Here is a 19,646-nt window from a genome sequence, read left to right on the forward strand (position 1 = left end):
ATCTTCGTCTGGTGAAAACAATAAACAGAACATATTATTACGCAATTCAGACCCTGAAACAGGATTAGGATTCGTATATATCAATATAAAACCTCGTCCTGATGACGGGGTTTTCTGTTTTAAAATTTAAATAAAATTATTATAAATGAAGATAGGCATTATAGGAACCGGGCTGATTGGGGGTTCCATCGCACTGAAGCTAAAAGAAAAAAACACTGCAACGCACATTGTCGGAATCGACCAAAATGATGACAATCTGAATAAAGCACTTAAGCTCAAGATCATTGATGAAAAAGCTGATTTCGAAACCGGAATCAGAAGCTCTGAGCTTCTTATCATCGCCATTCCCGTAGATGCTGCGAAGAAGATCTTACCTCAGATCCTGGATCTGATTAATGGAAACCAGACCGTGATGGACGTCGGCTCTACCAAATCGGGCATTGTTGAAGCCATCCGGAATCACCCGAACAGAAAACGCTTTGTCGCCTTCCACCCTATGTGGGGAACGGAAAACTCCGGCCCGGAAGCGGCAACCAGGGACAGTTTCACGGGAAAAGCGGGTGTCATCTGTAATCAGCAGGAGTCTGACAAAGACGCTCTGGAAAAGGTAGAAAAGGTCATTGAAAATCTGGAGATGCATCCCATCTATATGGATGCAGATGCGCACGATGTTCACACGGCTTATATCTCACATATCTCGCATATTACATCTTATGCTCTGGCCAATACAGTCCTGGAAAAAGAACGGGAAGAGGAAACGATCTTTCAGCTGGCAAGTTCCGGTTTCTCCAGCACGGTCCGTCTGGCAAAATCCCATCCGGAAATGTGGGTTCCTATTTTCCGCCAGAACAAAGAAAATGTTCTGGATGTTCTGAATGAGCATATCTCGCAACTCAGAAAATTCAAATCGGCACTGGAAAAAGAAAATTTTGATTACCTGGAAGAACTGATCGTCAATGCCAATAAGATCAGAGGAATTCTTGATAAGTAATTATCCATGAATTATCACTATCAGACATACGACAGTCTGACGCCTACCGGACGGACAATCTATTTATCAAACTGATTGGGATGCATTTTTTTGATATCATCGACGGTTCCCAGGACTTTATCCTTCAGTGAGTTCTGGTAAAGTTCCAGTTTCTGAGACACACCGGAATCGGAACATCCGATGATTTTGGCTGCAAGGATGCCGGCATTGGCAGCGCCATTCAGCGCAACGGTCGCAACAGGAATCCCGGAAGGCATCTGCAGAATCGACAAAACAGAGTCCCAACCATCGATGGAATTGCTGGACAGGATCGGTACACCAATCACAGGCAACGTGGTACAGCTGGCGACCATGCCCGGAAGATGCGCTGCTCCGCCAGCTCCTGCTATAATGACTTTCAGATCTCTTTCTTTTGCTGTCTTGGCATAATCAAACATACGTTCCGGTGTTCTGTGTGCAGAAACAACCGTCAATTCATAAGGAATTCCCAGAGATTTGAGAAAATCAGCCGCTTGTTGCATTATTGGCAAATCGCTTTGACTGCCCATTATTATTCCTACCATTTTAATTGGATTTTAGATTTCAGATTTAGATTTTTACTTCTAAAATTAAAGCCAGATTATACAGATCGGACAGCCAACTGCCAATCTTTTTCAGTTTCATTTTTCAGTTTCAAAGATAAAAATTTATGCGCAGAATCGGACTTTTTGGAATACCTTTGGCTGTAATTTTTTCAATAAATAAGCTTTGAGTTCAAAAACAATAATTGCCATCTGCATCGTTGCCATAGTCTGGGGAACAACATTTCTTGGCATCAAGATCGGCGTAGAGACCGTTCCGCCCTGGTTTGTCGCAGGCTTCCGCCAGCTTCTGGCTTCGTTAGTTCTGCTTCCTATCCTGCTCTATTCCAATAATCTGAAGTGGATCGGATGGAAAAATTTGAGAATTCAGATCACACTTTCCACTTTGATGCTGATCGGTGCAAACGGGCTGACCACGGTTGCTGAAGAAAACCTCACCAGCAGCCTCACGTCGCTGATCAGTGCGCTGTCACCGGTTTTCATCTTCATTGCAAGTATGGCAATCGGGATGGAAAAATTCACCTATCGCACCCTGGGTGGTCTGCTGATGGGTTTTTTCGGTGTGATTTTTATTTTCTGGGATGGTATCGATGACCTTATGAATCCGGACTACAGGCTGGGATTATTGATTCTGATTATTGCCTTGATGAGTTGGGGACTGGGAACGATCTATACGAAAAAGCTGCAGGTAGAAAACCATAACCTTTTTCTGAATCTCTTTTACCAGTTTGCATTTGCCGGGATCATTCAGCTGATCTTTGCTTTTTCTTTTTCGGATGCTATTGATGTTTCCACCTGGTCTGTCAAAAGTATCTCGGCCATCGTTTACCTGGCTGTTTTCGGTTCTGTGCTGGCGTTCTTCTCATATCATTATCTTTTGAAAACATTACTTCCTACACAGGTTTCGATTCTTTCTTATGTGAATACAATTATCAGTATTTTCCTCAGCTGGCTGATCCTGGGAGAAACGATTTCGACAAAATTCATCATTGCTACAGCCTGCATCATCAGCGGGGTTTTTATCATCAATTATAAACCCGGGATGCTGAAAAGGAGATTCAGAAGAAAATAATTTATTTATCATAATTATGGCAATCAAATTGATAAGTAGATATTGTGAAAATCAATCACACTTATAAATTAAATATTTTACTATGAAAAAAATTCTTATTACAGCTTCCGCAGCTGCATTACTATTCACAGCATCCTGTAAGAAGCAGGAGAAAACAGTAGTTACTGACGATAACAAAGATACTCTCGCAGTAGTGACTACAGAAACTTCCACCTTATCGGAAACCGATGCCAAAACTGCAGTAGACAAAGCGCAGGCCGACCTGGACGCTGCTATCAAAAAAGGTGATAAAGAAGCAGAGGCCGCTGCCAGAAAAGCATTAGCAGATGCTAATATGGCTTGGGATAATGCAAAATCGGCTATGGGAAATGCTGCCCAGGATGTGAAAGAAGGTGTCGACAATGCTGTTGACAAAACTAAAGTCGCTGCAGAAAATGCCAAGCAGGACATGAAAGATGCTGCAAAAGATACAAAAGAAGCCATCAACAAAACGACTGAAGACGCGAAAACGGCTACAAAAAAAGCAGCCGGAGATGCAAAAGATGCTTATAACAATGCTTTGGAAAAAGCCAAAGCAAAATAAACTTACTAACGCAAAACGGCCAGTATTTCTGACCGTTTTTTTATGCTATAACCCTTACTAAAGATTTGATGTGGATCAGTTTTTTCATGAGTTCTTCTCTCGAATCTGCCATAACATTGATGTGTCCCATTTTCCGTCCGGGTTTGGTTTCGGTTTTTCCATAAAGGTGGACATAGGTTTTTGGCAGTTTCAGAACATCTTTCAACCCTTCATACTTCACTTTTCCCGAGTAGCTTTCTTCACCAACAAGATTCAGCATGCCTGAAAATCCGAAATTATCAGTATCGGCCAAAGGCAGATTCTTTACCACCCTGTAAAACTGTTCAAACTGTGAATTGGCATTGCCTTCCTGTGACTGATGGCCGGAGTTATGAAGTCGCGGTGCCGTTTCATTCACCCATACTTTTCCGTTTTTATCAAGGAACAATTCGATAGCGAAAAGTCCGGGAGAATCTGCACTTCTGATAAATTGACTGGCTATAAGATCAATCTGATCCTGAGTTTCAGAAGAGATATCAGCCGGACAGATATTAAAATCGAGAAGATTCAGCTTTGGGTCGGCCACCATTTCTGTTACCGGAAACGCTTTGGTTTCTCCATTTTCGTTCCTGGCAACAATAACTGATAATTCTTTATCAATATCAACAAGATTTTCCAGAACCGATTCCTGAGTCCAGAGGTTTCTCCAGTCCTGAGTTGTCCGGATCAATTGTACGCCTTTCCCATCGTAGCCGCCAGTATTGAGCTTTTGAACAAAGGGTAGCTGGATTTTGATCTCTTCTTCGCTTCCGTCCATAATTTCAAATTCCGGAGAAGGAATCCCGTTTTCTTCGTAGAATTGTTTCTGAAGAATCTTCTGCTGGATTGTTTTGATGATTTTAGAATTCGGGACTACTTTTATGCCTTGATGTTCCAGCTCTTCCAATGCATCTGCATTCACATGTTCAATCTCAATCGTTACCACATCTTTATCTCTTCCAAATTCCAGAACGGTATCATAATCATTAAAATCCCCTCTTGTGAAATGAGAAATATGGGCGCAGGAACATTCCGGATTCGGATCCAGCACATAGAATTCGTCGTCATATTTCAGTGCTTCCTGAATGAACATCCTTCCGAGTTGTCCTCCTCCTAAAATTCCGATTTTCATTTTTTACTTTCTTTTATTTTTAGATTTATTACTTTTTACAATTATCTTTCCTTCTTGTATCGATGATGTACTGGATTTTCCACGCATCATTCGATTTTACCAATTGGAAGGAATTGACGCCACAATGCGAGAACTGACCTTTATAATAAAATTCATACGGCGTCCAGACAGAAGCAAGATTGCCATCAATCAGGATATTCGAAAAACTGATTCTTTCTTCCATACTTTGTTTATCAGCTTTGGAAATACTGACCGCAAAATCATTGATGCTTTCATTTTTGACTTCTCCATTTTTAGTGATAGTCTGCAAAACGGCATTTTTAGAAAACGATTGTTTTATAAGGAGCGAATCAGAATTTCTCATTCCAATAAACAACTGATTGACTGTCAGTTTAACCAATTGTTCTTCAGTCTTCTGAGCGAACAGAAGTGAAGAAATAAGAATCAGAATTAAAGATGTAATTTTCATTATTATTTGATTTTGAGATAACCTATTTTCAATACATTTTCCTGATTTTCGGAATCTGATTTTTCAAGGATGATTGAATATTGATTTTTGGTATTTTCTGACAACAGATCATTGACATTATAAATATCATCAATATCGACACCGTGCTTGTCGTCAATATGACTCGCAGCATTGGCAAAACCCATTGTTTTATAAAAAGTAGTCTGCTTCGCTTTTTTGATGACATCGCTTAGAGATTGCCCGACTAAAAGATGCTGTTCATGAAACTCTTCAAAATATCCAGGTTTGTAACCGCCAAGATTGACGAAAAACAGTTTATCATTACTTACAACAGAACTTCTTTCCATAATTTTCACTTCAAAACCATCTGCAAATCTAACTTCGTGATAGCAATCGATATGGATTTTTTCATCTTTCCAAAAAGCTTTCATTTGTGGGATCAGACTTTCAAGATCTTCTGCAATTCCGAAGAAAACATCGTGCTGTTCGATGTTTCTGTGTTTTGGTGTAGCGCCTAAAATGACGTAGAATAATTTCATTCTAAGAAAACGTTTCACAAAAATAGTTAATTAATCCAGCTTTTTAAACATAAAATTGGCTATAAAACACAATAATTTTATATTTGCGATATGTCTGAAATCATAATTCTATTTATTGGAGCTATAGCTGCCGGATTGATGGGTTCTCTCACAGGCTTGGGTGGCGGTGTCATCATTATCCCCCTTCTTACACTTGGTTTTGGCGTGCCGATGCATTATGCGATTGGTGCATCGCTGGTTTCCGTCATCGGAACATCTTCAGGCGCAGCTGTTGCCTTTGTCAAAGAAGGCTTCACCAATATGCGGATCGGGATGTTTCTGGAAATTGCAACCACAATGGGTGCAGTTGTTGGTGCTTTGGTTTCGGGGTTTCTGAATCCGAATACCATCGGGATTATTTTCGCAAGTATCCTGATCCTTACAGTGTTGCTGAATCTGAGAGGAAAACCCGATCATCAGGAAGAATTAATAAAAGGCAGCCTGGAACACAAACTTAAACTCTACGGCACTTTTCCGGACAAAGACGGCATCAAAAGTTATGCGGCAAGAAACAGCATTCCCGGATTTTTCATGATGGTATTTGCAGGTGCAATGTCTGGTCTTTTAGGGATCGGATCCGGTGCTCTGAAGGTTCTCGCCATGGACAACATGATGAAACTGCCTTTCAAGGTTTCTACAACAACAAGTAACTTCATGATCGGGGTAACAGCCGTTGCAGGCGCATTGATCTATTTCCAGAGAGGTCAAATTATTCCTGTCATCGCAGCACCAGTTCTTATTGGCGTTGTCGTAGGAAGTTTTATTGGCTCGAAAACGTTGATGGTGTCCAAGACAAAAAAGCTGAAGGTATTTTTCGCCATTGTGATTACCCTGCTTTCGATTTATATGATGTATAACGGTGTTGCCAAAAATTTCCATTAATGAGAACAAAACAATTTACAGATGTCGACCTCAACCGTTCTGTGGGAAATTTGCTGAGATTAGGCGTTATTCTCTCTGTCATCACATCTTTGATCGGATTTATAAAACTTTTTACGGAAGGATTCAGAATGCCAAAAAAATACAACCTTCTGGAGATGGGAGATTCTTCGGAAAAAGTATGGGGTAGCTTCTGGGATTCTCTTGGTAAAGGAGAAGGTATGGCGATTATTCAATTGGGTATTTTGCTTTTGATCTTTACACCACTGGTTAGAATTATTTTCGCACTCATTGGTTATCTGAAAGAAAAAGATTACACCTACGTTATTATTTCTATGATCGTTCTGACGATTATGATTGTGAGTTTCCTGACTGGTTATGCACATTGATGATCCATCTAATTTTCATAAAACTCCAATGGCAAATCATCTGGATCTGAGGTAAAAAAGAATTTTTTGTCCGTGAATTCATCGATTCTGATTTCTTCGCAACTTAAGCCTTTTTGGATTAATTCCTTTCTTTTTTTCTCGACATTATCCACAGAAAAAGCCAAATGGCGAAGTCCGCAACTTTCCGGCCTTGACGAACGTTTTGGAGGATCCGGAAACGAAAATAATTCGATGACGTAATGATCTCCGATCGCTAAATCCAGTTTGTAAGATTGCCTCTCTTCACGATAAACTTCACGAATAATGTTGAGCCCTAAGACTTCTGTATAGAATTTTTTGGAAACTTCGTAATTAGAACAAATGATAGCGATGTGATGGATTTGCATTGGAATCAAAATTTAAATTCTTCTTTTATGGCTTCTTTATAAAACCTTTTCAATTTTCTTTGAACAGAACCTTGAGATAAATTTTTGTCCGTTGTCAAATATCTTAAGTGAATTTCTGCTGAAACTTCTTTTTTAGGATTTGTGACATCGAACATCCAAAAACGAACATTTTTCACTTTTTCATCTCCAAATTGCAGAGAGTCTATAATATAATTATCACTTGAAGCAACCGTTTTAAAAATCTCCTGTTTCAATGAGTCCTGATTAATTTTATATATTTCAGTTTCAGATTTAAGATTCTTTTCAATCATTTTTCCGTTTAAAAGCTGATAATAATGTTCATTAATGATATAGGCTGTATCTTTGTGAACTGAGATATTTCTTTTACTGAATTCTGAAATTACCTCGTCTTTATTCTTCCCTTCAACCAAAAAAACAAAATTACTACTAAACGAAATATTTCCACGATTTGGATTATAATGGTAATATCTTGGTGGCGAAGTTGACATCAGAATAAGCAGACACGGAATTAAAATAAATACAGGTGAGGTTTTTCTGATTTCAAATTTTAATAATTGTTCTTGATTTTTAATGAAATAATATGGAACAACTAGAAAGATCATCACAAACAAATCCGTATAATCAACAGCTCGATGAATAGAAATCGGCGAAACTGAATTATAAATTTCAATCAATTTTCCGGAATAGGAAGATTTCCATAAAATGAAAAATAAGGCTGTGAAATAAACAGAATTCTGCTGAAGTTTTGGGACGAGAAAAGTCAATAAAAAAGGAAGTAAAATAATTCCCGCAATATCAGAAAGTTTTCCTGTAAACCAATTGTGAAATTGTAATTTCAAAAAATGGTCATTCAGAAAAAGAATAATTAGGCATAAAATAAAAATGATGTTACATAGCAGAAATTTATTCCTCATTCTTTTTAATTTAAAAACGACTGAAAAAATATTTTATTTTGATTCCTGTCTCAATTTTTCAAAATAATCATCTTCCAATTCCTTCAGATATTTGAAATAATTTTCTTTGTCCATAAACAATTTCGGACTGTAAGCGTCTCCCGGTTTACGTTTCTCATGCAAATCGAATTGGCTGGCGTGTGAAGCGACCCAAACATCAAAATCCAGTTTTTTCATCGCATCGAAAGTAAATGCATAATCTTTTTGCATATCGGGGTAAGCATGAACATCAGAAAATTTGTGATCGATGATAATGGACGGCATATTGGCAATCAATACTTTGTAAGTCCTGTCTTTGTCCTTGGTTTCGAAGAGGAAACTGCAAGAACCTTTCGTATGTCCGGGATGATGAAGCAAAGTCAAAGTTGTATTTCCTAACTTGATTTTGTCATTATTTTTCAAAAGAAAATCAGGCGTAAGCGGTTTAAACGTCACACCATATTTTCCTAATTCGTAGTCAGATTTTCCTCCGGATTTTATTTCTGCCAGCTCTTCCTGATCAACATAAAGTTTTGCACCGGTTTCTTTTTTGATGTCTGCCATTGCGCCCATATGATCAAAATGAGCCTGAGTCAAAGTGAGGATTTTGATGTCTTTAAATTTGAAACCTAATTTCTCAATATTAGCTTTGATTTGCGGATAAGAATCTGCTAATCCTGTATTGATAAGGATGCTTCCTTTATTCGTAACAACAAGATAAGATGCCAGGTCATTAGTTCCGACATAGTACAGATTACCGACAATCCTGAAAGGTTCATAAGACTGCGACCAGTTTTCAGGGTTATTTTTTGGCTCTGTTACTGTTTGTCCATTTCCGAAAAACGAAATGACTATGAGAAATAGAAATGTAATTTTTTTCATAATGTATGATGTGTAGGAAGAATGATAATTTAGTTTACTCAAATGAATCGCTAATACAAACATAATAGATTAATAAATATCTTGAAAATCATATCGGATTTATTTGATTAAAATATAAGACTTACTAAAAAAAATACCCTCCAGAAATATTCCGGAGGGCAAATTTTAAATTATCAGATAAATATTATTTATTAATAATCAATTTTGAACTATAGTTTAGCCCAATTCCTGAAGCTTTTACAACGTATACACCATTCGCAAGCTTTTGAGTATTGACAGCTTCTTTTGAAGAAGGATCAATCTGTTGCTGAGAAACTAATTTTCCAGATGCGTCATAAATCTCTACATTAACTTTCCCCAGAATGGTATTTTTGAAATTAAGGAAAACTTCATTTTTGGCAGGGTTAGGATAGATGCTGAATCCTTTTACGGATGTCACTTCATTAGTTGCCAAAGCACACTCTGCAGGAACAGTGAAATCTTCTACCTGATCATTGATATTTGTTTTAGAGCCGGCATTTGCGTTCACACCCACACCTCTCTTAGCAAAGACATTCCAGATTGTACATTTATTAGAACCGCCTGTCGACGCCTGATCAGCAGCAATGATAGCATCTCTTCCCATGATGAAAGTCGGGTAACAGCCTTGCAGTTTAAGCCCATCAACAACAGCCTGGAAAACCCTGGCCGAGCCGGAGTTAGGGTCTGCGGTAATATCATTATTGAAACCATATTTTTCAACATATTTCCAATGGAGATCCCAAAGAATAGTCGCCCAGACAAACCCGATCGAGTGAACATCCGGAACAAGAGCTCCGTTGGCATTGGTGTATTCCATACCATTGGTATCTCCATAAGTAAATCCGTTGATCGCAGGATCCGGAGAATATTTTGCGGGACGGATGCCAACACCTGTTGTTGGTTCACCCGATGCAAAAGTTCCGATGCCTCTCGGAACAGAAGCATTGTCTGTGGATTTCATGGTTAACATCAATGCCAGAAAATCTGACCATCCTTCACCCATTTGTTCTTTATCTGCGCTAGAGCTAAGACAGCTTACAGATGTTCCTGTAAGTCTTGTGGATAATCCGTGCCCATACTCGTGGCTGATGATTCCATTATCCAGACTGCCGTCTTTTACAGGAATGCTCAGCGTGACATTAACATTCTGACTGCCGTTGATCAAGTTAGTGATAGCTTCTCCCCTGGACTGTGGAAGAAAAACAGAAGGAATATTGATTGGTGTAGTTCCGTCTCCGGACATATTGCTGATTGCTTCTCCAGGATTGGTTTCTGCATTTGGAGAGTTATAGATAATGCCTGCAATAGCACCTGCATCTTCCAGATTTTTTACTTTTACAATGAAGTTACAGTTTCCTCTTTGTGCAATTCCAATTTTACCTGTCAGAGAACCTGTCGGAAGTGCAGTACACGCATCCAAAATCGGAGAAATTGCTACATCTCCAGTGACAGACTTTTTCCATAAAGGCGGTCCGAAATATCCTAAACCAACTGAAGGAATTGAAGTTCCTGCAAGACCGGACGGAGCGTTATATGAAAAATAAGGCTGCGCTCCCAACCAGATGTACATCTGCATCCTTGGTCTTGTACCATCGGAAGGCGTAGAAAAATTGGCATTGTTATAATAATTCAATGATAGATCAGCTACCCCTGCTCCATCTCTTGCCTCAGCCAAAACATAATCGTTCTGTCCGCCACCTTTTCCAAAATTATAAGCCTGGAAATTTTTAGAAGTTTCGGTGAAGCCGAATTTATAAAGAACATCATGAACCCTGTTATTCACATAAAACAAATTGGTGATAGAAGCATCTTTATAGCTGTCCAGACCATTTGCAGTATTCAGCGGGAAATCAAATATGTGAGAGTTGCCTCCATCAGCAGATAAACCTATTGCGTTGGTACTGTTCTCATCGGTATAAGCGTATACGTTGTTTCCTCTGGTGATGTTATACTCTGTAGCATTGTCATTTTGCCAGCCCAGCGAAGATGCACTAAGATCCCATGGATTGGTAACAATGCTTCTATTGCCAAAAGTTGGTGCTTCTATAGGAAATGGATAAACATTGTAAGATGCATTATTGACCAGAAATGGTGTAGTTGGCGCTCCAATTGTTTTGTCAGGAATATTTGCGGAATTATGATTGTGTTCATGTGTTCTTCCGAAAGTTCCGTCTGCAAAGTTGCATGAAAGCGTCAGGTTATCTTTGCTATAAATTGTTCCCGTTTTTGCATCTGCAATGATGTGCCACAGATTGCTGGACTTCTGCTCATAGAACTCCATTTCATAGGAAAGCACAAGTTCCGATCCATTATCATAATACACAAGAGCAGGTTCCTTTATTTCGCCTTTTGTCAAAGATTGTTTATAAGACTGTGCATCTGAAAGTTTAAGATTTTCAACAACTTTGATAAAAATTTTTGATGCGTCCTGAGCTTGGGAAGTTCCGGATAATTTTGCCGTTCTGGAGCTGAAATCACCAGTGAAGTTAAGGACATTATTATCTCTTATTAAAAGTGTGGATGAGTTTCCGAATACCGGAATCCCATTATAGGTCTGTTGTATTTTCACCACTGTAGCCTTCAGAGATTCCGAAGGATCTTCTGATGAGATAATAAAGTCTGTGTTAGCAGCATTTTTTCCAATAGCCAGATTCGATCTCAGATAATTTTCGACAACATTTTTGTGTTGTTGTGCAAAAACAGAATTGACAGTGAGCAAGGAAAAAACAGCAACAAGAATTGGTAGTTTTCTGTTCTTCATAAATAATTAATTTAGATTTAAAAATTTTCACTAAATTATTAAAAATAAAATAAATGCACACCAGCAATAAAAAAACATCTCAAATATTTGAGATGTTTTCATTATCATACAAGCAAAAAGCAACTATTACTGTTTTTTTACAATTTTAGTAGTTTCGGTTTTGCCATCCTTATAATTTATAGTGATTAGATAGATACCTGCTTTCAGATCATTAAGTTTCAATTCTTTGGAAACATTACTGGTAGTTTTAATCATTCTTCCTGATAGGTCTGTAATCAAAACATTATTTACATTTTCCGGATTATTTAAGAATACCATATTCATAAAAGGATTAGGATAAACACTATTACTTTTCTTATCCATGTCGGAAACTGCCAAAACATTACTCTGAGACATCACGATATCATCAATAATAACATTATAGTCTCCACTAATATAATTACCTTCTATTCTGAACCTAAAATCAGAAGTAGGTATAAATCCTTGTGGAAAAGATGTAGCCCAAGTGTTACAAGACAGGGTGGAATTAAGGTTAATAGTATCATAAAGGACAAAATTATTACCTCCATCGACAGAGTAATAGATTTTAAGATTTCCATTCACAGTATTCTGGCCGTAGACATAGACTTTATATTTGAAAGAAACATCAAGTTTCCCACCGTTTGATGCTGTGGTGACATAAGAAATTGTACCCGTAGTGCCGCCGGACCAGAAATTTCTGGTTGCACCATAAGAGCCTGTGCAAGGAGAAACCACGCTACTCCTGTAAAAAGATGTATAAGAAAACCCTGCATAAGAAGATGTTTCGAAACCCTGATTGACATTAATCTGAGCAGACAGATACAGTCCCATAATCATGGCAAAAAGAGATAAAGCTTTTTTCATATTGTCAATTTTATAAGTTATTAGGTTTAAAAAAGCCACCTCAATAAAAAGGTGGCTAGATATATGAAATGAAACTGGGATTATTTACCGCCTTCCATTTTCTTTTTAAGTTCTGCTAATGCATCGATATCTCCAAGAGTAGATCTTTCTTCGTTGTTGGAAGAAGAAGCTACGTTTCCTGATCTGTTAGAATTATCTCTTACATTCTTTTTCTCCTCATCTCTGAAGATACCTGTATGAGATACTACTACTCTTTTGAATTCTTTGTTGAACTCGATAACTTTGAACTCAGCAGTTTCTCCTTTCTTGATTTTGGATCCATCTTCTTTCTCCAATAATCTTGATGGGCAGAATGCTTCAACCTCAGCATCTTCGAACTGTACAGAAGCCCCTTTATCGTGAACTTCTACTGCGGTTCCTGTATGTACAGTTCCTTCAGCATATTTAGTTTCGAATTTATCCCAAGGATTCTCTGTCAATTGTTTGTGACCCAAAGACAATCTTCTTGCCTGAGTATCCAGTTCAAGAACTACAACATCCAGTTTATCACCAACGTTGCAGAATTCTGATGGATGCTTGATTTTCTTAGTCCAGGAAAGATCTGAGATGTAGATCAAACCGTCGATACCTTCTTCTAATTCTACGAAAACACCGAAGTTTGTAAAGTTTCTTACAGTTCCAACGTGTTGAGAACCTACAGGATACTTAGCTTCGATATTTTCCCAAGGATCTTTGTTCAATTGCTTGATACCCAAAGAGATTTTCCTGTCTTCTCTATCAAGAGTAAGAACTTCTGCTTCTACTTCATCACCAACTTTTACAAAATCTCCGGCACTTCTCAAGTGAGTAGACCAAGACATTTCAGAAACGTGGATTAATCCTTCTACACCTGGAGCGATCTCTACGAAAGCACCATAGTCAGCAAGAACTACTACTTTTCCTTTTACTTTATCTCCAACTTTTAAGTCAGCAGAAAGCGCATCCCAAGGGTGAGCTTCCAATTGCTTCATACCCAACTGGATTCTTGTTTTCTCATCATCAAAGTCAAGGATAACCACTTTCACAGTCTGTCCGTCTTCAAGGATTTCAGATGGATGGTTTACTCTAGACCAAGAAAGATCTGTAATGTGGATCAATCCGTCAACACCTCCAAGATCTACGAATACACCGTAAGAAGTAATGTTCTTAACAGTACCTTCAAGAACCTGACCTTTTTCAAGCTGTGCGATGATTTCTTTTTTCTGACCTTCGATATCTGCTTCGATCAATGCTTTGTGAGATACCACTACGTTTTTGAACTCAGGGTTGATTTTCACAACTTTGAACTCCATAGTCTTACCTACGAACTGATCGTAATCTTTAATTGGCTTAACGTCAATCTGAGAACCTGGTAAGAATGCTTCGATGCCGTGTACGTCTACGATCATACCACCTTTAGTTCTTGATTTCACAAAACCGTTTACGATTTCTCCTGTTTCGTGTAGCTCATTTACTCTATCCCAAGCTTTAAGCGTTCTTGCTTTTTTGTGAGATAACTGTAACTGACCTGTTTTGTCTTCTCTTCTGTCTACCATTACTTCAACTTCATCACCTACTTTCAGGCCTTGGTTGTAACGGAATTCGTTAAGAGAAATAACACCTTCTGATTTGAAGTTGATATCTACGATTGCTTCTTTGTCAGTTAATCTAACAACTTTACCAGTGATAACATCGTTATCCGTAAGGTCGTTCAAAGAACCATTATAGATCTCTTCCAATTCTTTCTTCTCGCTTCTGTCTTCTGCATTAAGTCCTGATTCGAAAGATTCCCAATCAAATTGTTCTGGTGCTACGTTTTGGTTCAAAAGAACCTCTGCTGAATTTGTCTCTTTTGACATTTTCTAATAAAATTTGTATTCCTAATTTATTCAGACTTTGGCTTTGCTGTGACTCCTGAAAAATATGGAAGATGTTAATTGTTAATGTTTTACTCCGCCTAAAGTACGTTCACAAAAGTGGTGCAAAAATAGGCATATTATTTGAAATGGACAACAAATTCAATTTAAATATAACACACTGAAAATCAAACCAGAACAATACAATACTTAGGAGCTGTTGGACTTTGTTGAACAATTCCTTTATTCAATTTTAATCAGAAGCTGTTCCTGCTTCCCCTATTACTCCTCGCGTCAAAGCTTTTCTTTCGCTTGCTGTAGGATAACCGTTTCTATCGGCGCTATTGATAATGCAGTAATCAAAGCTAATCTAAGAACTTGAACGAGCCAAAAATAATTACCTTTGCAGAATGGAATTACAACCAATCTTCGAAAAACTGCATATTCAGGACATGAATCAGATGCAGAAATCCACATACAATGCTTCTGAAAACGAAACCGACATCGTTCTTCTTTCGCCAACAGGTTCCGGAAAAACTTTGGCATTCTTATTTCCCGTTCTCAGAAATTTAAAACCGGATGTGAAAGGCATTCAGGCTTTGATTCTTGTTCCGGCGAGAGAACTGGCTTTGCAAATCGAGCAGGTTTTCAAATCGATGGGAACAGATCTCAAAGTTTCTGTAGCTTATGGCGGACACGATAAAAAGATAGAAATCAATAACCTAATCGAGGCGCCAGCAGTTTTAATTGGGACGCCGGGAAGAATTGCCTATCATCTTAAAAATGAAAATTTCAATCCGGAAACCATTAAGACTTTGGTTTTGGATGAGTTTGACAAAGCCCTGGAATTAGGCTTCCAAGAAGATATGGAATATATCATCGGTTCGCTTAATAAACTTTCGCAACGTATTTTGACTTCTGCAACTGTGATGGACAATATTCCGAAGTTTGTAGAACTCAGCAACGAAAAGAAAATCAATTTCCTCAAAGAAAACGAGTCAAAACCGAATATTCAGCTGAAAAAAGTGATGACAACACCAGAGGAAAAACTAAACACACTTTTTCAACTCATCTGTAAAATCGGGAATAAAAGAACCTTGATTTTCTGTAATCACAGAGATGCAGTGGACAGAATTTCTGAATTATTAAGAGAAAAAGGAATCCAGCGGGAAACTTTCCACGGCGGAATGGAACAGGACGAGAGGGAACGTGCACTTCTGAAATTCAGAAACGATTCTGCCAGAATTTTGATTACGACAGATCTGGCTTCGCGAGGTTTGGATATTCCTGAGGTTGAATCGATTGTACATTATCAATTACCGCCGAAAGAAGACGCTTTTATTCACAGAAATGGCCGAACAGCTAGAATGAATGCGAAAGGTTTTGGCTATCTGATAATGACCGAAGACGAAAATTTTCCTTTCATCAAAAGCAATATACCGGAAGAAAATGTTTCTGAAAGTAATCGAGTTCCGGAAAGAACACCTAATCAGACAATCTATATCAGTGCAGGAAAAAAAGACAAAGTCAACAAGGTTGATATTGTTGGCTATCTGATTAAAAAAGGTGGCCTTGGGAAAGAAGACATTGGTTTAATCGAAGTAAAAGACACGACTTCTTACGTTGCTGTCAACCGAAAAAAAACCATAGAATTGCTCAAACAATTGACCAACGAAAAGCTGAAAGGTAAAAAGGTAAAAATAGAAATCGCTTATTAAATCGAGTTGATAGTTGATGGTTGTCTGTTGATGGAATTTATTCGATTCCAGAAACATTCATTTTTAAAGTATAGACAGAATGCGACGCTGTTATAAATAAAGTTGATTTATTTTCCCCACCGAAAGTCACGTTGGAAGTCCAGTCTTCATCAACCGGAATATTGGTTAGTTTTTCACCTTTACTGTTGAAAATCGTCACTCCTTTTCCTGTGAGGTAGAGATTTCCCTGCTTGTCCAGAGTCATTCCGTCCGAACCCATTTCGCAGAATAATTTCTTTTCTGATAATTTTCCTTCGCCCAAAATGTTGTAAACATAAGTTTTTCCTGCATCGATATCGGAAACATAAAGCTTTTTGAGTTTTTCGGAACCGATAATTCCGTTTGGCTGAACAAAAGTTTCAAGCTTCGTAATTTTGCCATTCTGATTTCTATAATAGAGATTTTTATCTTTGATTTCTTCTTTGAAATATTTCCAGTAATCCCTTTTGTAAAGCGGGTCTGTGAAGTACATTCCGCCAGATTTATCAATCCAAATGTCATTAGGACCATTCAATCTTTTACCTTCGAAACCTCTCGACAAAACTTCTATCTTTTTATCTTTTGAGATTTTCCAGATTTCGCCATTGTCATCAGAGCAGGTAATCAGATTATCATTTTTATCGAAATAAGTGCCGTTGGCTCTTCCTGTTTTGTCAAGAAACAATTCGACTTTATCAGTTTTCCAGTTCCAGAAATAGATTTTATCATTCGGCTGGTCTGTGAAATAGACATTCCCTTCCTTGTCAGAAGCAGGACCTTCCGTAAATGTGAACTGATCCGAGATCAATTTTGGCTTACCGATAAATAATTCATTATGCTTACTCTGAACATTACAATTAATCAGGAACAGCAGTAATCCTGTTATCCAAAAACTCAAATACTTTTTCATTCTTCAAATTATAAAGTTGCAAGGTACAATTTGTAAAAAAGAATTAAAAATAATTATCTTTGGAAATTCGATTTTAATCAATGAAACTTAATCTTCCGGACAAGCTCTATTACTCTATCGGCGAAGTTGCCAAGGCTTTTGATGTGAATACGTCTCTCATCCGTTACTGGGAGCAGGAATTCCCCATTATCAAACCCAAAAAAAACAAGAAAGGGAATCGGTACTTTACGCCGGAAGACATTAAAAATCTAAAGATAATTTATCATCTGGTAAAGGAAAAAGGTTATACGCTGGACGGCGCAAGGGTCGCATTGACCACCAATTCCAAAATATCAGAAACGATCACCCTTATCGATCGGCTGGAGTTTGTGAAAGCCGAGCTCATCAAATTAAAAAATTCATTAAACGACTAATTCAGTCGTTTATTTTTTTATTTTTTTTCGAAAGTAATTCGTTTTATTTTTTAATTTTACTAAAAACACAACATGAAACCTAAATTAGCTTTCCAGATCCGGAAAAGGCAATTTTACAGCCTGGCCATTTTCGGGATTCTCATTATCGCCTTACAATTGTCTTTTTCATTTTATAAGAGCAGACAAAAGCCACAAATTCCTGATATTCAATTTATTTCAAAATCCGACAAACCTCTTATCCTGACTGATTTCGATCCGAATGACCTGGACGAAAGCCAATGGAAGAATCTTGGTTTCACAGAAAAGCAAATTAAAACGATTCTCAAATACAAGGAAATAGTTGGTGGAAATTTTAAATCCAAAGCACAGTTCAAAAAGTGCTATGCCGTTTCTCCGGAAAAATACAAGTCATTGGAAAAATATATTTTGCTTCCGGAAAACAATTCAGATTTTAAAAATAATCACTTTAATTATAAACCTTACGAAAAGAAAAAGCTCAATATCAAAGGGAAATTTAACCCGGATTTGTATACTCAAAAAGATTGGGAAAATTTGGGATTTTCTGAGAAACAAGCTGGTGCGATCCTGAAATATAAAAATTATCTCGGCGGAAGTTTCATCAGCAAAGAAAAGCTGAAAGAATGCTTTATGATTAATGATGAACAGTTTTTGCAGATGTCGCCTTATATTATTTTACCAGAAAAAACACCGGAAAATCTGGCAGGCAAATCCGAGAAGAAGAGAGAAAAAGAAGCTGTGAAGATCAGTCATTATTTTGACCCCAATGAGTTGAATCAACAACAATGGCAGGATTTGGGATTTTCGGAAAAACAAGCTATTTCGATTTTGAAATATCGGGACAAAATACTCCGAGGCTCTTTCAAATCTTTGGAAGATATTCAAAAATGCTATATGATTTCTCCGGAAAAATTTGAGGAAATGAAACCCTGGATCAAGCTCTCAGTTTCTGACCAGCTCAAACAAACCGAAGAAAAAATCACAGTCGCAGAAAAAACTGATTTTTCAAAAATTAATCTGAATCAGATCACCTTCAGACAATTACAGGAATTTGGATTTTCTGAAAAAGATTCAGCCGGAATTTTAGCTTTCAGAAAGAAACTCGGTGGTTTCATCAATAAAAATCAACTGCTCGAAACTTATGAAGTCGACAGAGCGCTTGCTGAGAAGTTAATTTACGCTGCAAAACTCGACAATTCTAATGTCGCCAAATACACGCTTGCCAACGCGCCTGAAGACTGGCTGAAAACCCACCCTTATTTCCGATACTCTGCAGACCGGATCATTTTTTATCGCATCTCAAATCCTGATAACAAAAAGATTCTCAAATTCTTAAAACTTAAACCGGAGTATGAAGAAAAAATGAAGCTTTACATTATTAATGACAAAAACTAATCGAATGTCTTGCTGGAATCGGAAAGAAGGCCACTCAGCTGCGACATTTCCTCAGCAGACAGATCCCGCCATTTCCCGACAGGCAAATCGAGTTTGACGTTCATAATCCTGATGCGCTTTAATTTCTTCACTTCATAACCAAGATGTTCGCACATTCTTCGGATCTGGCGGTTGAGACCTTGTGTCAGTACAATCCGGAAATTCATGGTGTCGATTTTCTCCACTTCACATTTTTTGGTAACCGTATCCAATATAGGGACACCATTTCTCATTTTCTCCAAAAATTTTTCGGTGATCGGTTTATCTACACGAACCAGATATTCTTTCTCGTGATTATTTCTGGCTCTTAATATTTTATTGACAATATCGCCGTCTGAAGTCAGCAGAATAAGGCCTTCGCTTGGTTTATCAAGCCTCCCAATAGGGAAAATACGCTTCGGATGGCTAATGTAATCTATGATATTATTTTTCTCGCGTTTTGTGTCCGTTGTGCACACAATCCCGACAGGTTTGTTAAAAGCGATATAGACAAATTCTTCCTCCGTTTTTTTAATTGACTTCCCGTTTACAAGGATTTCATCTTCGTCAGAAACCTTGGTTCCCAATTCCGGAATTTTTCCGTTGATGGTGATACTTCCCTCCTCCAGAAGTTTATCAGCAGCTCTTCTGGAACAATATCCGATTTCCGAAAGGTATTTGTTTATTCTTATTTTTTCCAAT

Annotated in this window: 20 protein-coding genes; 8 read left to right on the forward strand and 12 right to left on the reverse strand. The window is 37.9% G+C overall.

The window, feature by feature from the left end:
• Window positions 1-145: 145 nt before the first annotated feature.
• The gene (locus tag BUA97_RS13755) at window positions 146-991 is read left to right on the forward strand and encodes a prephenate dehydrogenase (protein ID WP_072999225.1); all 846 of its coding nucleotides are present in this window, start codon (window positions 146-148) and stop codon (window positions 989-991) included.
• A gap of 59 nt (window positions 992-1,050) precedes the next feature.
• Here BUA97_RS13755 and purE read toward each other — a convergent pair whose 3' ends face one another.
• Window positions 1,051-1,554 carry a 5-(carboxyamino)imidazole ribonucleotide mutase gene (gene purE / locus BUA97_RS13760; protein ID WP_072999227.1) on the reverse strand — a complete coding sequence of 168 codons (504 nt, stop codon included), beginning with the start codon at window positions 1,552-1,554 and terminating at the stop codon, window positions 1,051-1,053.
• A 184-nt stretch (window positions 1,555-1,738) separates the two neighbouring features.
• On the opposite strand from purE, the gene BUA97_RS13765 reads away from it, so the two are divergent.
• Together BUA97_RS13765 and BUA97_RS16930 are read left to right on the forward strand one after the other, a co-directional pair.
• Complete coding sequence (locus tag BUA97_RS13765; protein ID WP_072999229.1) at window positions 1,739-2,644, forward strand: DMT family transporter; 906 nt, start codon at window positions 1,739-1,741, stop codon at window positions 2,642-2,644.
• A gap of 82 nt (window positions 2,645-2,726) precedes the next feature.
• A complete protein-coding gene (locus BUA97_RS16930; RefSeq protein ID WP_084081342.1) occupies window positions 2,727-3,227 on the forward strand; it encodes a hypothetical protein in 501 nt (166 codons plus the stop codon).
• 40 nt (window positions 3,228-3,267) lie between these two features.
• Here BUA97_RS16930 and BUA97_RS13775 read toward each other — a convergent pair whose 3' ends face one another.
• From BUA97_RS13775 to BUA97_RS13785, 3 genes are read right to left on the reverse strand one after another with little or no spacing between them, the layout of a single operon-like run.
• Entirely contained in the window at window positions 3,268-4,377 is a 1,110-nt protein-coding gene (locus BUA97_RS13775; RefSeq protein WP_072999232.1) for a 5-(carboxyamino)imidazole ribonucleotide synthase, read from the reverse strand.
• A gap of 28 nt (window positions 4,378-4,405) precedes the next feature.
• On the reverse strand, window positions 4,406-4,846 hold the full coding sequence (locus BUA97_RS13780) for a nuclear transport factor 2 family protein (RefSeq protein ID WP_072999235.1): 441 nt from the start codon (window positions 4,844-4,846) through the stop codon (window positions 4,406-4,408).
• 2 nt (window positions 4,847-4,848) lie between these two features.
• Window positions 4,849-5,385: a DUF1543 domain-containing protein gene (locus BUA97_RS13785; protein WP_072999237.1), complete on the reverse strand. Its 537-nt coding sequence runs from the start codon at window positions 5,383-5,385 to the stop codon at window positions 4,849-4,851.
• Between the two features lie 90 nt (window positions 5,386-5,475).
• On the opposite strand from BUA97_RS13785, the gene BUA97_RS13790 reads away from it, so the two are divergent.
• Both BUA97_RS13790 and BUA97_RS13795 read left to right on the forward strand, forming a co-directional pair.
• Complete coding sequence (locus BUA97_RS13790) at window positions 5,476-6,306, forward strand: sulfite exporter TauE/SafE family protein (protein ID WP_072999239.1); 831 nt, start codon at window positions 5,476-5,478, stop codon at window positions 6,304-6,306.
• Window positions 6,306-6,692, forward strand: coding sequence for a DUF1634 domain-containing protein (locus BUA97_RS13795; RefSeq protein ID WP_072999241.1), 387 nt, complete (start codon window positions 6,306-6,308; stop codon window positions 6,690-6,692). The genes BUA97_RS13790 and BUA97_RS13795 overlap by 1 nt, the downstream gene beginning before the upstream one ends.
• Window positions 6,693-6,700: 8 nt before the next feature.
• Here BUA97_RS13795 and gloA2 read toward each other — a convergent pair whose 3' ends face one another.
• The 6 genes from gloA2 to rpsA all read right to left on the reverse strand — a co-directional run bounded on the left by gloA2 (window position 6,701) and on the right by rpsA (window position 14,457).
• Complete coding sequence (gloA2, locus tag BUA97_RS13800; protein ID WP_072999244.1) at window positions 6,701-7,078, reverse strand: SMU1112c/YaeR family gloxylase I-like metalloprotein; 378 nt, start codon at window positions 7,076-7,078, stop codon at window positions 6,701-6,703.
• Between the two features lie 5 nt (window positions 7,079-7,083).
• Window positions 7,084-7,938, reverse strand: a complete 855-nt coding sequence (locus tag BUA97_RS13805) for a hypothetical protein (protein ID WP_139258328.1) — start codon at window positions 7,936-7,938, stop codon at window positions 7,084-7,086.
• A gap of 108 nt (window positions 7,939-8,046) precedes the next feature.
• Entirely contained in the window at window positions 8,047-8,913 is an 867-nt protein-coding gene (bla, locus tag BUA97_RS13810) for a subclass B3 metallo-beta-lactamase (RefSeq protein ID WP_084081344.1), read from the reverse strand.
• 184 nt (window positions 8,914-9,097) lie between these two features.
• Window positions 9,098-11,695 carry a T9SS-dependent M36 family metallopeptidase gene (locus BUA97_RS13815; protein WP_072999252.1) on the reverse strand — a complete coding sequence of 866 codons (2,598 nt, stop codon included), beginning with the start codon at window positions 11,693-11,695 and terminating at the stop codon, window positions 9,098-9,100.
• Between the two features lie 126 nt (window positions 11,696-11,821).
• Entirely contained in the window at window positions 11,822-12,580 is a 759-nt protein-coding gene (locus BUA97_RS13820; protein ID WP_072999254.1) for a T9SS type A sorting domain-containing protein, read from the reverse strand.
• Window positions 12,581-12,660: 80 nt separating this feature from the next.
• The gene (gene rpsA, locus BUA97_RS13825) at window positions 12,661-14,457 is read right to left on the reverse strand and encodes a 30S ribosomal protein S1 (RefSeq protein ID WP_072999257.1); all 1,797 of its coding nucleotides are present in this window, start codon (window positions 14,455-14,457) and stop codon (window positions 12,661-12,663) included.
• 407 nt (window positions 14,458-14,864) lie between these two features.
• Between rpsA and BUA97_RS13830 the strand changes: the two genes are divergently transcribed.
• On the forward strand, window positions 14,865-16,172 hold the full coding sequence (locus BUA97_RS13830; RefSeq protein ID WP_072999259.1) for a DEAD/DEAH box helicase: 1,308 nt from the start codon (window positions 14,865-14,867) through the stop codon (window positions 16,170-16,172).
• 37 nt (window positions 16,173-16,209) lie between these two features.
• Here BUA97_RS13830 and BUA97_RS13835 read toward each other — a convergent pair whose 3' ends face one another.
• Entirely contained in the window at window positions 16,210-17,100 is an 891-nt protein-coding gene (locus tag BUA97_RS13835; RefSeq protein ID WP_072999262.1) for an SMP-30/gluconolactonase/LRE family protein, read from the reverse strand.
• Between the two features lie 80 nt (window positions 17,101-17,180).
• Here BUA97_RS13835 and BUA97_RS13840 point away from each other — a divergent pair, with 80 nt between their 5' ends.
• Both BUA97_RS13840 and BUA97_RS13845 read left to right on the forward strand, forming a co-directional pair.
• A complete protein-coding gene (locus BUA97_RS13840; protein ID WP_072999264.1) occupies window positions 17,181-17,513 on the forward strand; it encodes a MerR family transcriptional regulator in 333 nt (110 codons plus the stop codon).
• Between the two features lie 72 nt (window positions 17,514-17,585).
• Entirely contained in the window at window positions 17,586-18,926 is a 1,341-nt protein-coding gene (locus BUA97_RS13845; protein WP_072999265.1) for a helix-hairpin-helix domain-containing protein, read from the forward strand.
• Here the strand turns inward: BUA97_RS13845 and rluF are convergent.
• Entirely contained in the window at window positions 18,923-19,645 is a 723-nt protein-coding gene (rluF, locus tag BUA97_RS13850; RefSeq protein WP_072999266.1) for a 23S rRNA pseudouridine(2604) synthase RluF, read from the reverse strand. The genes BUA97_RS13845 and rluF overlap by 4 nt on opposite strands.
• Window position 19,646 lies beyond the last annotated feature (1 nt).

Origin of the sequence: Epilithonimonas mollis (assembly GCF_900142325.1) — a bacterium.
GTDB classification, from domain to species: domain Bacteria; phylum Bacteroidota; class Bacteroidia; order Flavobacteriales; family Weeksellaceae; genus Epilithonimonas; species Epilithonimonas mollis.